The following is a 14,929-nucleotide window of genomic DNA, read 5'->3' on the forward strand; positions in this document are numbered from 1 at the left end:
GCCGACGGGTCCCGCGTCCCCGCCGCCACACGAGCCCCGGCAGTCCTGGGCGGGGGACTCATCCGGCGCCGTACCCCTAACCGCAGCCCGATCCCCTCACGTACGGTTGACGCATGACGAGCATCGGTGGTGCTGCATCTACTGGGATGGTCGACTGGAATCTGGCGGTGGCGACCGCGACACGGCTCGTGCGGCCCGGCCCCGACGTGAGCCGCGACGAGGCCCGGGAGGTCGTCGCGGAGCTGCGCCGGCACGCGAAGGCCTCGGAGGCGCACGTCCGGGGCTTCACGCGGATGGGCACGGAGGACACCCACGACACCCCCGTACTCGTGGTCGACCGCCCCGGCTGGGTGCGGGCGAACGTCGCCGGGTTCCGGGAGGTCCTCAAGCCCCTGCTGGACAAGATGCAGGAACGCCGGGGGAGCGGCCCGGGAGGAGCCGTCCTCGGCGCCGTCGGCGGCAAGGTGACCGGCGTGGAGCTGGGCATGCTGCTGTCGTTCCTGTCGTCGCGGGTCCTCGGCCAGTACGAGACCTTCGCCCCCGCGACCCGCGAGCTGCCCGCAGGGGAGAACGGCGGCGGCAGGCTCCTGCTCGTCGCGCCGAACATCGTCCACGTGGAGCGCGAACTCGACGTGGAGCCCCACGACTTCCGCCTCTGGGTGTGTCTGCACGAGGAGACCCACCGCACCCAGTTCTCGGCCGTTCCCTGGCTGCGGGACCACCTTGAGGGCGAAATCCAGTCTTTCTTGGCGGAGACCGAGGTCGACCCCATGACGGTCCTGGAGCGCATCAGGGAGGCGGCGCAGTCGCTCGCGGGTGGGCGGCCCGAGGGCGAGGAGGACGAGGGCCGCTCACTGGTCGAGATCGTGCAGACCCCCGCCCAGCGGGAGATCCTGGCCCGGCTGACGGCCGTGATGTCGCTCCTGGAGGGGCACGCGGACTTCGTCATGGACGGCGTGGGCCCGGACGTGGTCGCCTCCGTCGGGGAGATCCGTGAGAAGTTCCAGCAGCGCCGCGCCAAGGGTGCCTCGCGCCTGGACCTCGCCCTGCGCAAGCTGCTGGGTCTGGACGCCAAACTGAAGCAGTACAGGGACGGCGAACGGTTCGTGCGCGCGGTCGTCGGAGAGGTGGGCATGGACGGGTTCAACCGCGTGTGGACATCCCCGAACACGCTCCCGACGAAGACGGAGATCGCCAAACCGGCGGACTGGGTCGCGCGGGTGCACCGCAAGACGGAGTCGTGAACCCTACGGCAAGGTCGTGAAACGAATCCGGCCGACGGCAGGTGAACGCCCCTCCAATCACCCGTCCGAGGGACCGTGGGCCATGCGTAGGCGTGCAATGCTCGGGGAACGGCCTGTTTCTGTCACCATCGACACACTCTGAGTGACCGAAACTCGGGCTCACCCCCGAAAACTTCATGAAGGGAACCGGACATGGGTCCCCATCCTGCGGTCGCGGCGATACGCCTGGCGGTCCGCCGCGTACTCCACGACATCCTCATCGACCACACCCGCCCCCCGGGCGAGTCCTCCCCGCCCGGCCCCCGCGGCCCCCTCGGCCCTCTCGTCATGGTGGCCTGCTCCGGCGGCGCCGACTCCATGGCGCTCGCCTCCGCCCTCGCCTTCGAAGCCCCCAAACTCGGGGTCCGCGCCGGTGGCATCACCGTGGACCACGGTCTGCAGTCCGGCTCCGATCTGCGCGCCGACGACGTGGTCGGGCGCCTCGTCGAGCTGGGCATGGCGCCCGTGGAGTCCCTCGCCGTGACCGTGGGCCGCGACGGCGGCCCCGAGGCCGCCGCCCGCGACGCCCGGTACGCCGCCCTGGACGCCGCCGCCGAGCGCCACGGCGCCGCCGCGATCCTCCTCGGACACACGCGCGACGACCAGGCCGAGACGGTTCTGCTGGGCCTCGCCCGCGGCTCCGGCATCCGGTCCCTGTCCGGAATGGCCGAGGTCTCGGGGGCCGGCGGCCGTTACCGGCGCCCGTTCCTGCACCTCGACCGGCAGACCGCGCGCAAGGCCTGCATGGTCCAGTCGCTGCCCGTCTGGGACGACCCGCACAACGCCGACCCGGCCTACACCCGTTCGCGACTGCGACACGAGGGACTGCCCGCCCTGGAGAAGGCGCTGGGCAAAGGAGTGGTCGGGGCCCTCGCCCGCACGGCCCAGCTCTCCCGTGACGACGCCGACGCCCTCGACGCCTGGGCCCGGCAGGCCGAGTCCTCGGTGCGGGACACCGCGGGCCTGCTGGAGTGCGCCAAGCTCTACGCCCTGCCGCCCGCCGTGCGCCGCCGCATCCTGCGCAGGGCCGCCATCGAGGCGGGCGCCCCGGCCGGTTCCCTGTTCGCCCGCCACATCGAGGAAGTCGACCGGCTGATCACCGGCTGGCGCGGTCAGGGAGTCATCAATCTCCCGGGCAAAGTCGTCGCGCAGCGGCAGGGTGGCAGACTGGTGATTCGGCAAAGCTGATCCGCGCCCCCCTCCGGGGAGGGCCGGGACAGCCGGTGGGACGACCGAAAGTGATGCGGGTGGACGCGAAAGACATGGGCACCGACCTCAAGTCGGTGCTCATCACCAAAGAAGAGATCGACGCCAAGCTGGCTGAGCTGGCCGCGAAGGTCGACGCGGAGTACGCGGGCAAGGACCTGCTGATCGTGGGGGTGCTCAAGGGCGCCGTCATGGTCATGGCGGACCTCGCGCGTGCGCTGTCCACCCCCGTCACCATGGACTGGATGGCGGTGTCCTCGTACGGCGCGGGCACCCAGTCCTCCGGTGTGGTGCGGATCCTCAAGGACCTGGACACCGACATCAAGGGCAAGCACGTCCTGATCGTCGAGGACATCATCGACTCCGGGCTGACCCTGTCCTGGCTGATCTCCAACCTCGGCTCCCGCGAGCCCGCCTCCCTCAAGGTGTGCACGCTGCTGCGCAAGCCGGACGCGGCCAAGGTCGCGATCGACGTGGAGTGGGTCGGCTTCGACATCCCGAACGAGTTCGTGGTCGGGTACGGCCTGGACTACGCCGAGAAGTACCGGAACCTCCCGTTCGTCGGTACGCTCGCGCCTCACGTCTACGGCGGCTGAACCCCCGAGTCCCGGTCTTCGTAAGACGATCGGGAACCCCAGCGGGTTTCGCGCCGTTGGAGCATGCGTGGGCGGGATTGCCAGTCGTCCCCTGCGGCTTCGGGTGACAATGCTGGGGTACCGTCCGAAGAACAGTCTTTCTAAGTCTTTATCAAACTCACTATGGCAGGAGGGACGGGGCGGCTCCGCTCCGTATGGATGGACGTGAAGCGATACTTCCGTGGGCCGGTCATGTGGATCGTGCTGGCCGTCCTTGCCGTGGTCGTGTTGATGCAGGTCGTCGGCTCGTCCGGCGGCTACAAGACAGTGGACACCGGCCAGGTCGTCCAGGCGATCAATGACAACAAGGTCGAGTCGGCCAAGATCACCACTGGCGACGAGCAGGTCATCAAGGTCTCGCTGAAGGACGGCGAGAAGGTCGATGGCAGCTCGAAGATCCAGTCGAGCTACATCGGCGACCAGGGCGTGGCCCTGGCCAACACCCTGCAGGACAAGTACCAGAACAAGCAGATTCCGGACGGCTACACGGTTTCGCCGTCCAAGCAGAACCCGTTCCTGGGCATCCTGCTGTCGCTGCTTCCCTTCGTTCTCATCGTCGTCGTCTTCCTGTTCCTGATGAACCAGATGCAGGGCGGCGGCTCCCGGGTCATGAACTTCGGGAAGTCCAAGGCGAAGCTCATCACCAAGGACACCCCGAAGACGACGTTCTCGGACGTCGCGGGTTCGGACGAGGCGGTGGAGGAGCTCCAGGAGATCAAGGAGTTCCTGCAGGAGCCGGCGAAGTTCCAGGCCGTCGGGGCGAAGATCCCCAAGGGCGTGCTCCTGTACGGGCCTCCCGGTACCGGCAAGACGCTGCTCGCACGCGCCGTCGCGGGCGAGGCCGGCGTTCCCTTCTACTCGATCTCGGGTTCCGACTTCGTCGAGATGTTCGTCGGTGTCGGCGCCTCCCGGGTCCGTGACCTCTTCGAGCAGGCCAAGGCGAACGCCCCGGCGATCGTCTTCGTCGACGAGATCGACGCGGTCGGCCGCCACCGCGGCGCCGGCCTCGGCGGCGGTCACGACGAGCGCGAGCAGACGCTGAACCAGCTGCTCGTCGAGATGGACGGCTTCGACGTGAAGGGCGGCGTGATCCTCATCGCCGCCACGAACCGGCCCGACATCCTCGACCCGGCCCTCCTGCGCCCCGGCCGCTTCGACCGCCAGATCGCGGTCGACCGCCCGGACATGCAGGGCCGTCTGGAGATCCTCAAGGTTCACCAGAAGGGCAAGCCGGTCGCTCCGGACGTCGACCTGTCCGCCGTCGCCCGCCGCACCCCCGGCTTCACCGGTGCCGATCTCGCCAACGTGCTGAACGAGGCCGCGCTCCTGACGGCCCGCAGCAATCAGAAGCTGGTCGACAACAACATGCTGGACGAGGCGATCGACCGAGTGGTCGCGGGCCCGCAGAAGCGGACCCGGATCATGTCGGACAAGGAGAAGAAGATCACCGCGTACCACGAGGGCGGCCACGCCCTGGTCGCGGCGGCGTCTCCGAACTCCGACCCGGTCCACAAGATCACGATCCTGTCGCGTGGACGGGCCCTCGGTTACACGATGGTCCTGCCCGACGAGGACAAGTACTCCACGACGCGCAACGAGATGCTGGACCAGCTGGCCTACATGCTGGGCGGCCGCGCGGCCGAGGAGCTCGTCTTCCACGACCCGACCACCGGTGCGGCGAACGACATCGAGAAGGCCACCACAACGGCCCGCGCGATGGTCACGCAGTACGGCATGACCGAGCGTCTCGGCGCGATCAAGTTCGGCGGCGACAACACCGAGCCGTTCCTCGGCCGGGAGATGTCGCACCCGCGCGACTACTCGGAAGAGGTCGCCGCGCTCGTCGACGAAGAGGTCAAGAAGCTCATCGAGAACGCGCACAACGAGGCCTGGGAGATCCTGGTCGAGAACCGCGACGTTCTGGACGCGCTGGTGCTCCAGCTGCTGGAGAAGGAGACGCTGAGCAAGGAGCAGATCGCCGAGGTCTTCGCTCCCATCGTGAAGCGCCCGGCCCGCCCCGCGTGGACCGGCTCCTCCCGCCGTACGCCGTCCACCCGCCCGCCGGTGCTCTCCCCCAAGGAGCTGTCACTGACGAACGGGGCGAACGGCGCGACGCCGTCCATCGTCAAGACGGAATCCGTCCCGGCGAAGGAAGCGGCTCCCGAGGACCGCACCGAGAGCTGACCCGCTCAGCTCCCCGGCGGCCTCAGCAGGCCCGGAATGACTGCCGCGCCCCCCAGGTTTTAGCCTGGGGGGCGCGGCATTTGGGTATGCCCGCACGTCGGCGCGTCGAACCGCACGCGCCGAGAGGCACAGGAACGAGGACCACATGACCGACCCCGTGACGCTGGACGGCGAGGGCTCGATCGGCGAGTTCGACGAGAAGCGCGCCGAGAACGCCGTACGAGAGCTCCTCATCGCGGTCGGCGAGGACCCGGAGCGTGAGGGCTTGCGGGAGACGCCGGGGCGCGTGGCCAGGGCGTACAAGGAGCTTTTCGCCGGCCTGAGGCAGGCTCCGGAAGACGTGCTGACGACGACGTTCGATCTCGGGCACGACGAGATGGTGCTGGTGAAGGACATCGAAATCGTATCTTTGTGCGAACACCACCTCCTGCCCTTCCATGGCGTGGCTCACGTCGGGTACATCCCGGCCGACACCGGAAAGATCACTGGCCTGTCGAAGCTGGCGCGCCTCGTCGAGGTGTTCGCCCGGCGGCCGCAGGTGCAGGAGCGGCTCACCACGCAGATCGCCGACTCGCTCATGCGGATCCTTGAGGCGCGTGGCGCGATTGTCGTCATCGAGGCCGAGCACATGTGCATGTCGGTCCGCGGCATTCGCAAGCCAGGTGCCAAGACCACGACGTCCGCGGTGCGCGGCCAGCTTCGTGACGCCACGACCCGGGCTGAGGCAATGAGCCTGATACTCGCACGTTGACCTGATTGTCGGGGGTGCCCGATACGGTCCTCGGCCGGCGGAGTCGATCGCTGGTCAAGGGGGATCGCGGTGGGTCACGGGCTGCCTGGCAAGCGGGCAGCCCGCCTGGACGTTGCCGATCAGATGCCGCGGCAGTCCTGGTGACGCTTACGCGGCCGGGGCCGCGCCGCCGTGTTCGTTGTCGTCGTCCTCGGGGAGCTTGCAGACGCGCTCCAGGAAGAAGGCGGCCGCTATGACGGCGATGCCGGCCAGGACCGAGAAGCCGGCGTAGATGGCCTGGTCACGGCGGGCCGGGACTTCCAGGGACTCGAGCAGGAACGCGCCCGCGCCGCCGTACATGCCCGCGACCAGGGCGGCGACCAGGGCGCTCGCCTGGCCGAAGACGACCGCGCGGGCCGCCATCAGCGGGTCGACGCCCTTGGCGCCGGGTCGGCGCTCGCGCTGGGCCTTGAGACGGGCGCGCAGCGAGAGCGCCGTGGACAGCAGCACGACGGCGATCAGGGCCAGCACGATGGGGGCGGCCAGCGGGACGCGGGGAAGCGTCCCCACCGCGTTCCACAGCCGGGCGCCCGCCCAGGACAGCAGGCCCGCCACGACGAACACGGCGGCCAGCGTCCTGATCCGCAGCTCTTTCACTTTGCCCCTTCGGTCACCCGCCCCGGACGGTCGTCCGGCCTCTGGTCGTCTTGACCTTAACGACTACTCGGGCAGGTGGAGTTCCAGGTCGGCGCGGGGCGTGACATCGTCCTGGCCGACGCCGGCGAGGAGCTGTGCCACCGGGCCGCGGCCGGGCAGTTGGGCCTCGGGCTCCACGTCGTGCCAGGGGGCGAGGACGAAGGCCCGCTCGTGGGCGTGCGGGTGAGGGAGCGTCAGGACCGGATCGTCCGAGACGACATCGGCGTACGCCACGATGTCCACGTCGATCGTGCGTGCGCCCCAGCGTTCGTCGCGTACCCGGTCGAAGGCCTCCTCGACCGCGTGCGCCCGCTCCAGGAGCGAGGACGGGGGGAGGGTGGTCTTGAGGACGACGACCGCGTTGAGGTACGTCGGCTGGCTGCCGGGCTCGACGCCCCACGGCTGCGTCTCGTAGACCGGTGAGACCCCTTTGATGCGGACGCCGGGGGTGTCCTCCAGGGCGTCGACGGCGCCCTGCAGGGTCTCCAGCCGGTTGCCCAGGTTCGAGCCGAGCGAGAGGACCGCCCGCTTCGGGTTCTGCAGTGTCGTGTCGGCGGCGTCGACGCGCTCCACCACGGAGGCTGGCACCGGCTGGACCGTCGGGTCGCTGTGGCCTTCGGTGTAGGACGCAGTCATGCTCGGCTCCGGGTGATGGTGACGGTCACGTCGTCGAAGGGGACGGTGATCGGCGCGTCCGGTTTGTGGACGCAGACTTCGACTTCCCTCACCCCTTCGTGCTTCAGGCAGGCCTGGGCGATGCGCTCGGCGAGCGTCTCGATGAGGTCGACGGGCTCGCCCTCGACGATGGCCACCACCTCCTCCGCCACGATGCCGTAGTGCACGGTCTTCGTCAGGTCGTCGTCGGCCGCGGCCGACCGGGTGTCCAGGCCCAGCGACAGGTCGACGATGAAGGGCTGTCCCTCCTCGCGTTCCTTCTGGAAGACACCGTGGTGTCCGCGAGCCTTGAGGCCGCGCAGCGCGACACGATCCACGCGAATCACTCCTGCAATCGTCGGTAGGGCCCGTCGTGCACCGCGTGCGGTCGGCACACCGGCCTGCGAACGAATCTACCTGCGGGCACTGACAGTGTTCGTCCGCGGGGGCGAGCGCCCACATGATGGTCGCGAGGCTTCATCGGGTGTTTCCCCTGGGGAACGCCGGGCTCATGGGTCGGTAGCCGCCCATACCCGGTGGTTCGTGATTCCAACCACTCCTTGGTTCCGCCGGGCGTGCGGCCCACTCAACCGGGTGTCTCCTCGTCCTCCTCCTCGCCGGATTCGGCGAGGACGGGGGAGGCGTGGTGCGACCAGAGCTTCCAGCCGTCGTCCGTGCGCCGGAACACGTTCGTGGCGACCACCAGCTGGCCGACCAGCGGGCCGAGCTCGTCGCTGTCGTCGGGCGCGGGGCCGCCGCTGAGGATGTTCTCGGTGCAGGTGACCAGCGCGGTGTCGCCGCCGACGGAGACGTGCACGTCCGTGAGGAAGAACTGGATGTACTCGGTGTTGGCCATGATCAGCGCGTACGAGCGCAGAACCTCGCCGCGGCCGTTGAGGACCGGCCAGCCGGGGTGGACGCAGGAGACCTCCGCGCCCTCGCTCCCGGCGTCGTCGTCGACGATGTCCAGAGGGGCCAGCCAGAGGGACGACAACACCTCGAAGTCGCCCCTCTCCAGTGCCTCGTAGAAGGTGGTGTTGGCGAGTTCCACCTGCTCGACGTCGGTGCGCGGTGCGCTCACTGGGCTCCCTCGACGGCCCGGGCGACGCGTACGGCGTCCGCGGTGGCCCGTACCTCGTGGACACGGACCGCCCACGCGCCCTGGTGGGCGGCGAGCGCGGAGACGGCGGCGGTGGCGGCGTCCCGTTCGCGGGCCGGTGGAGGGGCGCCCTCCGGGCCCGCCAGGACGTGGCCGAGGAAGCGTTTGCGTGACGCGGCGACCAGGAGCGGACGGCCGAGCCCGCCCAGCCGGTCGAGGTGGGCGAGGAGTGTCAGGTCGTGTTCGGAGTCCTTGGAGAAGCCGAGGCCCGGGTCGACGACGATCCGGTCGGGGCTGACGCCGCCGGCCAGCACGGCCTCCACGCGTGCGTGCAGCTCGTCGACGACTTCGGAGACGACGTCCGCGTAGGTGCCCCTGACGTTGCCGCCGTCCAGGAAGCCGCGCCAGTGCATGACCACGAAGGGGGCTCCCGCCGCGGCGACGGCGGAGATCATCGCGGGGTCGGCGAGGCCGCCGCTGACGTCGTTGACCAGGGCGGCTCCCGCGGCGAGCGCCTGTTCGGCGACGCTGGCGCGCATGGTGTCCACGGAGACGGTGACGCCTTCGGAGGCCAGGCCCCGGACGACCGGGATCACCCGCTTGAGCTCTTCCGCCTCGTCGACACGGGAGGCACCGGGGCGGGTGGACTCGCCGCCCACGTCCACCAGGTCGGCGCCCTCGGTGACCAGGTGGAGGCCGTGTTTGACGGCGGCCGTCGTGTCGAACCAGCGGCCGCCGTCCGAGAAGGAATCGGGCGTGACGTTGACGACTCCCATGACCGCGCAGCGGTCCCAGGTCGGCAGTCCCGCGACGTGGCCGCGCCGGCGCTCAGTGCTCATACGTCCAGCCTAGGACCTCCGGTGCGGGCCGGATTCCCTCGCGGGTCGTCCCCGCCCGGGGCCTCCGGGCCACCTCGCGGCCGGTTCGGGGCCTTCCGCGGGCGCCCTTCACCAGTGCGGGGCCGCGTGGTCCGGGCGGGGGCCCCAGAGCCGGGACAGGAGCCCTCCCCGCGGGCCGGAACACGCCCTAGGCCGCTCTGACCCCGCGGTCGGCCACCCCGTGCGCGCAGGGGCGCGGGGCCCGGACCCGGCGGCGGAGCAGGCCGGGAAGGGCCAGGGTCACGAAGCCCTCGGCCTGCATGGCGGCGAAGCCGATGCGGGGGAGGTCGCGGGAGGAGCCGTAGACGACGAAGCGGGGCTCCCAGCGCGGGCGGAACTTGGCGTTGAACTTGTACAGGGACTCGATCTGGAACCAGCGGGACAGGAAGACCAGCAGGCCCCGCCAGGCGCGCAGCACAGGTCCCGCGCCGATCTTCTCGCCGCGTGCCAGCGCCGAGCGGAACATCGCGAAGTTGAGCGAGATCCGCTGGATGCCGAGGCGGGGGGACGCCTCCAGGGCGGCCACGATGAGGAGTTCGTTCATGCCGGGGTCGGCGGCGCGGTCGCGCCGCATGAGGTCCAGGGAGACCCCGTCGGTGCCCCACGGGACGAAGTGGAGGACGGCCTTCAGGTCACCGTACGGGCCGGGTGCGTCGTCGGCCTTGTGGGCGGTGGCGATCAGGCAGTCGCTGTCGGACGGGTCGCCTATGCGGCCGAGCGCCATGGAGAAGCCGCGCTCGGTGTCGGTGCCCCGCCACGCCTCCGAGGCGCGACGTATCCGGTCCAGTTCGCCCTCGCTCAGGTCACGGATGCGCCGTACCCGGGTCTCGTAGCCAGCCCGCTCGATGCGTTTCACCATCTGGCGCACGTTGCGCATCGCGCGCCCGGCCAACGAGAAATCCGCGACGTCCACCACCGCCTCGTCGCCCAGTTCGAGGGCGTCGAGGCCGGTCTCCCGGGTCCACACCTCGCCGCCCGTCTCGGAGCAGCCCATCACGGCGGGCGTCCAGGAGTGGGCCTTGGCCTCGTCCATGAAGCGTTCGATGGCGCCGGGCCATGCCTCGACGTCCCCGATGGGGTCGCCGCTGGCCAGCATCACGCCGGAGACGACGCGGTAGGTGACGGCCGCCTTGCCGCTGGGCGAGAACACGACGGCCTTGTCGCGGCGGAGCGCGAAGTGACCGAGCGAGTCGCGGCCGCCGTGTTTGTCGAGGAGGGTCCGCAGCCGGGTCTCGTCGTCCTCGGTGAGGCGGGCGGCGGGGTGTTCGGGGCGGAAGGCCAGATAGATCGTCGTGACGGCGGTCAGCCAGCCGAGCGCGCCGAGCGAGAAGGCGACGGTCCAGGAGGTGGGTCCGGCGTAGTCGACGGGGCCCTCGAAGCCGAACAGGCCGTACAGCACGTGGGCGAGGCGGTCGGCCAGGCTCGGGTCACCGACCATCCGGTCCTCGTGGACGCTGACGATGACCAGTCCGAGGACCAGGGAGCCGGCTCCCATGAGGACGAAGTTCGCGAGGGCCCGCCAGCGGCTGCGCGGATCGGGCAGGGCGGCGAACTCGCCCCGGTGGCGCAGCAGCGGTGCGAGCAGCGCCAGGGAGATGACGACGCCGATGAGCGAGTGGCGGTACGCGAACTGGGCGACGGCGCCGGCCGGCAGCAGCACCACGGCGGCGCGCCACGCCCGGCGCTTGCGGCGGCGCAGTCCATGGGCGAGGAGCAGCAGGAGCACGCCCGCGCTGAGCGACAGCGCCGCGGCGAAGGGGCCGAACGAGCCCGGCAGCACCTCGGCCATGGCGTGCATACGACTGCGCCGGAAGCGCGGGAAGACGCCGGCGGCGATGTCCAGGACCCCTACGAGCGTGCAGGCCCTGGCGACGAGGGCGGGGACGGCCTCAGGGCGGGGACCACGGACTATGCGTCGCGTCCCACCTGTTCGGTCTGGAACCCCACCCGACAATTCCCCATCTATCCTGACAGACATCGCATCCCGTAGTTCTGCGAGAGACCTTGATTCCGGTGCCATTCCGGCATCCGGCGACATTGCGCCCTCTAGGACGGTGTCTTGGGGGGTCAGGTTCACTCCCCATCGGAAAGCCGGTCCAAAAGGCAAGGAAAGTCCGGGGCAAGCTCCTGCGAAGGTGCAGGGCGCGCCCGGGACGGGAAGCGCAGGCGGGAACAGTCCATGGGTCTCACAAGCAACAAGGTGCTGGTGTTGGTGATCTTGTTCGCCGTGCTGCTGTTCGTCGGCACGGTGTGGTGGTGGCCACGGCTTGCGCGGCGCAACTGGCGGGCTGTCGGCGGACGGATCGGCCTGCTCCTGGTCACGCAGGTGGCGGTGTTCGCCTCGATCGGTCTCTTCGCCAACCAGGCGTTCGGGTTCTACGCGAGCTGGGCCGACCTCCTCGGCCGGGAGAGCGGCCAGGGTGTGGTGGTCGACCATTCGGGCCGCGGGACCGGCGGCCCTCTTCAGGTCGTCGACACCCGGCAGGTGAATGTGTCGGGCGGTTCCCGGCCGCAGATCGGCGGTCAGGTCCAGAAGGTCGACATCGTCGGCCGCACGACGCACATCGCCACCCCGGCGTACGTCTATCTGCCCCCCGAGTACTTCCAGTCGCGTTACCGCACCCGCACCTTCCCGGCGACCGCGGTCCTCACCGGATACCCGGGCACCGCGGAGGCGCTCATCAAGGGGCTGCACTATCCGCAGACGGCCCACGAGTTGGCCAAGGACGGCAGGATGCAGCCGATGATCCTGGTGATGATGCGGCCCACCGTCGCGCCGCCGCGGGACACCGAGTGCGTGGACATCCCGGGCGGACCGCAGACCGAGTCCTTCTTCGCCAAGGACCTTCCCGAGGCCGTAGGGGCCCACTACAGGGTGGGCAAGAGGCCCGGGAGCTGGGGCATCGTCGGCGACTCCACGGGCGGGTACTGCGCGCTGAAACTGGCCGTGCACCACCCCGAGACGTACGCCGCCGGGGCGGGCCTGTCGCCCTACTACAAGGCGCCGATCGACCCGACGACGGGTGACCTCTTCCACGGGGACCGGCTGCTGCGCAACTCGGCCGACCTGCGCTGGTACCTGCGGCACAAGCCGGCGCCCCACACGTCGCTGCTGGTCACCAGCAGCAAGGTGGGCGAGCACAACTACCGGGACACGCTGCGGTTCATCGACCAGGTGAAGGCCACCGGGCGCACCGGGATCGCGTCGATCATCCTCGACAGCGGTGGTCACAATTTCAACACGTGGCGAAGGGAGATCCCGGGGACGCTGCAGTGGATCAGCGGGATACTGAGCGACCGCTGACGGCCCCTCCGGGGACCGCCGGCCGCCCCTCCGGGGTGTGCGAACGGCGCGGCGGAGAAGATCCGGAGAATTCCCGCCGACTGTTTCAGCGGTGCCTTCTCCGGTCGTTCCGCCGCCTATTCGGCGAGAAACGCGACCTCAAAGCGCTTTCGGAAAGACGAAGGGTCCGGACGACGGGCCCGGCCGAAGGATCGGGACGAAGAGGCTGATCAACAACGGGCGGCGCTCGCGGGCACGCGGGGCATGCGGTGGCCCTTTAGGGGCAGGTGGTCACCCTGGGGACTGCCGGGGCGCTGCGAAGGTTTCGGGGTGGCTGTGTTTTTACCGGGCGGGGCTCCAAGATTCGCCTACGCGCGGTAAGTTTCTGGCCATGCCACGTGGACGTCACCGCCATTCCCCGCCTCTGCACAGGCTGCTGCCTCCCTCGGCCATCGCGGGCGTCTCGCTCGTCTGCGCCGTGGGTCCCTGGCTGTTCACGGAGCCAGGTGTGCTCCGCATGCTGGCAGCGGGCGCCGCGGTGACCGCTGTCGCCGGCGCCGTCGTCATGCGCAGTTGGGACACGGCCGCGGGCAAGCGGGTCGCGGACCTCACGCGCGCGCGTGCGAGTGACGAGTGGCGCCACGAGGAGCGCGTCGCCGAACTGGAGACGGACCTCGACGAGTCGCGCGAGCTGCGCACCAAGCTCGAACACAACCTGCGGGCCAAGCGCGTGGAGCTGGCGGGCCTGCGCAACGAGCACGCGGCGCTGCTGCGGCGGTACGCCACGGCGGAGACCGAGCGGGCGAGCGCCCTGGAGGGCCGTCGGCTGCTCGAGATAGAGACCACGGCTCCCGCGCGCGAGCTGACCGCCGCGGGGGAGCCGGCACGGTCGGAGGACTCCGCGGAGCCGGAGACCGACGGGGCCGACACGGCGGAGACGCCCGCGGACGGGGCCGACCCGGCGGAGACGCCCGCGGACGTGGCCGGCACGGGCGAGGAGACGCACGCCGACGCGGGCGAGGGCACGGACGCGCAGCCGACGGTGGAGGAGCCGGAGAAGCCGGAGGAGCCGAAGAAGGCCGAGAAGGCGGAGGACGGGGCCGTCGAGAAGGCGGCCGACGAGGAGTCGGCAGCCGGGGCGCCGGACGCGTCCGAGGCTCCGGAGGCCTTCTCTCCGGCCGGGTCGTCGCTCTTCCTGCGGGCCGACGCGGCGCTCAGCCGGATCGCGGGCGGTGCCACGGAGGCCGACGTCGCGGACGACGCGGATGCCGACACCGACACCGGCACCGGCTCGGCCGCGGACACCGCCTCCGACGCCGAGGACGCTGACGCCGCCGACGGCGACGCCCACGGTGACGCGGGCGATGGCACCGGACCGACCGCGGACTCCGATCCCGAGCCGGACCCCGACCCCGAGGCCGAGTCCGTGCCGGAGGACGACGACGCCGAGGCGTCCGCGGGTGCCGAGCCCGGCGACTCACCGGCGGACGGGTCCGCGCACGACGCTTCCGTGACCCCGGCGGCCCCCGCGAGCCCTCTGAGCCTCTTGGACAAGCAGCCCGCGCGAGCCGACGCCGTCGCGTCCGCGAACGGAGCCGGGGAGCGGACGGACGGGACACGGCCGGCGACGACGCCCGAGGCGGCCGACGAGCACGCGCGCACGGACACCGTCCCCGCGCCCCCGCAGACCCCCGTTCCCGCTGCCACCGCCGCTCACGCGAAGGCGTCCGCGGTGGCCGAGGAGGCGCCGCACCCCGCGCAGCCGGTGAAGCCCGCCAAGCCCGTGCGTCCCTCCGGGCACTTCACCGTGCCGACCGCGGTGGCCGTCGTGCCGACCACGCCCGCGCGTCGCCCGTCCGTCGAGGGCGGGTTCGACTTCTTCGGTACGCAGCAGGGGTCGTCGCCCGAGGCGATGGCGTCCGTGCAGAACGAGGACCTCGCCGACGTGGTCGGCCAGGAGGCGCTCGCCCTGCACAAGGCCGAGGCCGAGGCCGGTTTCAAGCCCGTCGACGAGGGGTCCCGCGGGGTCGGCCAGGTCATCGACCTGACGGCGCACGACGAGACCGAGCACATCGACGTGGGCGTGCTGCGGAGCGCGGTTTCCTGACCGTCGCCCCCACCGCCTGAGGCATCGGGGTCGCGCGTGGACGAGGGCAGTGGCACCGAGCCACTGCCCTCCCGCTGTCCGGCCCCCACGACGTCTCCCCGAAAGGCCCCCCGCGCCCTCGCCGCCCAGGCCCCCGCGCCGGGCCGCGCGGGTCATGCCGTCCAGCCCCGCGGG

The 14,929-nt window shown here is 70.9% G+C and carries 13 protein-coding genes; 7 read left to right on the forward strand and 6 right to left on the reverse strand.

Going from position 1 to position 14,929, the window contains the following annotated elements; genetic code table 11:
• Positions 1 to 113: 113 nt before the first annotated feature.
• The 5 genes from ACFVTC_RS34655 to folE all read left to right on the forward strand — a co-directional run bounded on the left by ACFVTC_RS34655 (position 114) and on the right by folE (position 6,059).
• Entirely contained in the window at positions 114 to 1,244 is a 1,131-nt protein-coding gene (locus ACFVTC_RS34655) for a zinc-dependent metalloprotease (protein ID WP_390132436.1), read from the forward strand.
• A gap of 192 nt (positions 1,245 to 1,436) precedes the next feature.
• Positions 1,437 to 2,471: a tRNA lysidine(34) synthetase TilS gene (gene tilS, locus ACFVTC_RS34660; protein WP_390132437.1), complete on the forward strand. Its 1,035-nt coding sequence runs from the start codon at positions 1,437 to 1,439 to the stop codon at positions 2,469 to 2,471.
• A 53-nt stretch (positions 2,472 to 2,524) separates the two neighbouring features.
• Positions 2,525 to 3,085: a hypoxanthine phosphoribosyltransferase gene (gene hpt / locus ACFVTC_RS34665; RefSeq protein ID WP_168533898.1), complete on the forward strand. Its 561-nt coding sequence runs from the start codon at positions 2,525 to 2,527 to the stop codon at positions 3,083 to 3,085.
• Between the two features lie 198 nt (positions 3,086 to 3,283).
• The gene (gene ftsH, locus ACFVTC_RS34670; protein WP_390132438.1) at positions 3,284 to 5,308 is read left to right on the forward strand and encodes an ATP-dependent zinc metalloprotease FtsH; all 2,025 of its coding nucleotides are present in this window, start codon (positions 3,284 to 3,286) and stop codon (positions 5,306 to 5,308) included.
• 145 nt (positions 5,309 to 5,453) lie between these two features.
• A complete protein-coding gene (gene folE / locus ACFVTC_RS34675; protein WP_356282111.1) occupies positions 5,454 to 6,059 on the forward strand; it encodes a GTP cyclohydrolase I FolE in 606 nt (201 codons plus the stop codon).
• A gap of 147 nt (positions 6,060 to 6,206) precedes the next feature.
• On the opposite strand, the gene ACFVTC_RS34680 is transcribed toward folE, so the two are convergent.
• From ACFVTC_RS34680 to ACFVTC_RS34705, 6 genes are all read right to left on the reverse strand, one after another.
• Complete coding sequence (locus ACFVTC_RS34680; RefSeq protein WP_329289481.1) at positions 6,207 to 6,695, reverse strand: DUF3180 domain-containing protein; 489 nt, start codon at positions 6,693 to 6,695, stop codon at positions 6,207 to 6,209.
• A 63-nt stretch (positions 6,696 to 6,758) separates the two neighbouring features.
• Entirely contained in the window at positions 6,759 to 7,370 is a 612-nt protein-coding gene (folK, locus tag ACFVTC_RS34685; RefSeq protein ID WP_390132439.1) for a 2-amino-4-hydroxy-6-hydroxymethyldihydropteridine diphosphokinase, read from the reverse strand.
• On the reverse strand, positions 7,367 to 7,726 hold the full coding sequence (folB, locus tag ACFVTC_RS34690) for a dihydroneopterin aldolase (RefSeq protein WP_390132440.1): 360 nt from the start codon (positions 7,724 to 7,726) through the stop codon (positions 7,367 to 7,369). Before folB ends, folK begins: the two co-directional genes overlap by 4 nt.
• 248 nt (positions 7,727 to 7,974) lie before the next feature.
• Positions 7,975 to 8,469 carry a nuclear transport factor 2 family protein gene (locus tag ACFVTC_RS34695; protein WP_390132441.1) on the reverse strand — a complete coding sequence of 165 codons (495 nt, stop codon included), beginning with the start codon at positions 8,467 to 8,469 and terminating at the stop codon, positions 7,975 to 7,977.
• A complete protein-coding gene (gene folP / locus ACFVTC_RS34700; RefSeq protein WP_390132442.1) occupies positions 8,466 to 9,326 on the reverse strand; it encodes a dihydropteroate synthase in 861 nt (286 codons plus the stop codon). Before folP ends, ACFVTC_RS34695 begins: the two co-directional genes overlap by 4 nt.
• A gap of 187 nt (positions 9,327 to 9,513) precedes the next feature.
• Entirely contained in the window at positions 9,514 to 11,343 is a 1,830-nt protein-coding gene (locus ACFVTC_RS34705) for a phosphatidylglycerol lysyltransferase domain-containing protein (protein ID WP_390132443.1), read from the reverse strand.
• 201 nt (positions 11,344 to 11,544) lie between these two features.
• On the opposite strand from ACFVTC_RS34705, the gene ACFVTC_RS34710 reads away from it, so the two are divergent.
• Together ACFVTC_RS34710 and ACFVTC_RS34715 are read left to right on the forward strand one after the other, a co-directional pair.
• Entirely contained in the window at positions 11,545 to 12,669 is a 1,125-nt protein-coding gene (locus ACFVTC_RS34710; protein ID WP_390132444.1) for an alpha/beta hydrolase, read from the forward strand.
• Positions 12,670 to 13,039: 370 nt separating this feature from the next.
• Positions 13,040 to 14,755 carry a hypothetical protein gene (locus tag ACFVTC_RS34715; RefSeq protein WP_390132445.1) on the forward strand — a complete coding sequence of 572 codons (1,716 nt, stop codon included), beginning with the start codon at positions 13,040 to 13,042 and terminating at the stop codon, positions 14,753 to 14,755.
• Positions 14,756 to 14,929 lie beyond the last annotated feature (174 nt).

Origin of the sequence: Streptomyces sp. NPDC057950 (assembly GCF_042887295.1) — a bacterium.
Lineage (GTDB): Bacteria > Actinomycetota > Actinomycetes > Streptomycetales > Streptomycetaceae > Streptomyces > Streptomyces kaempferi.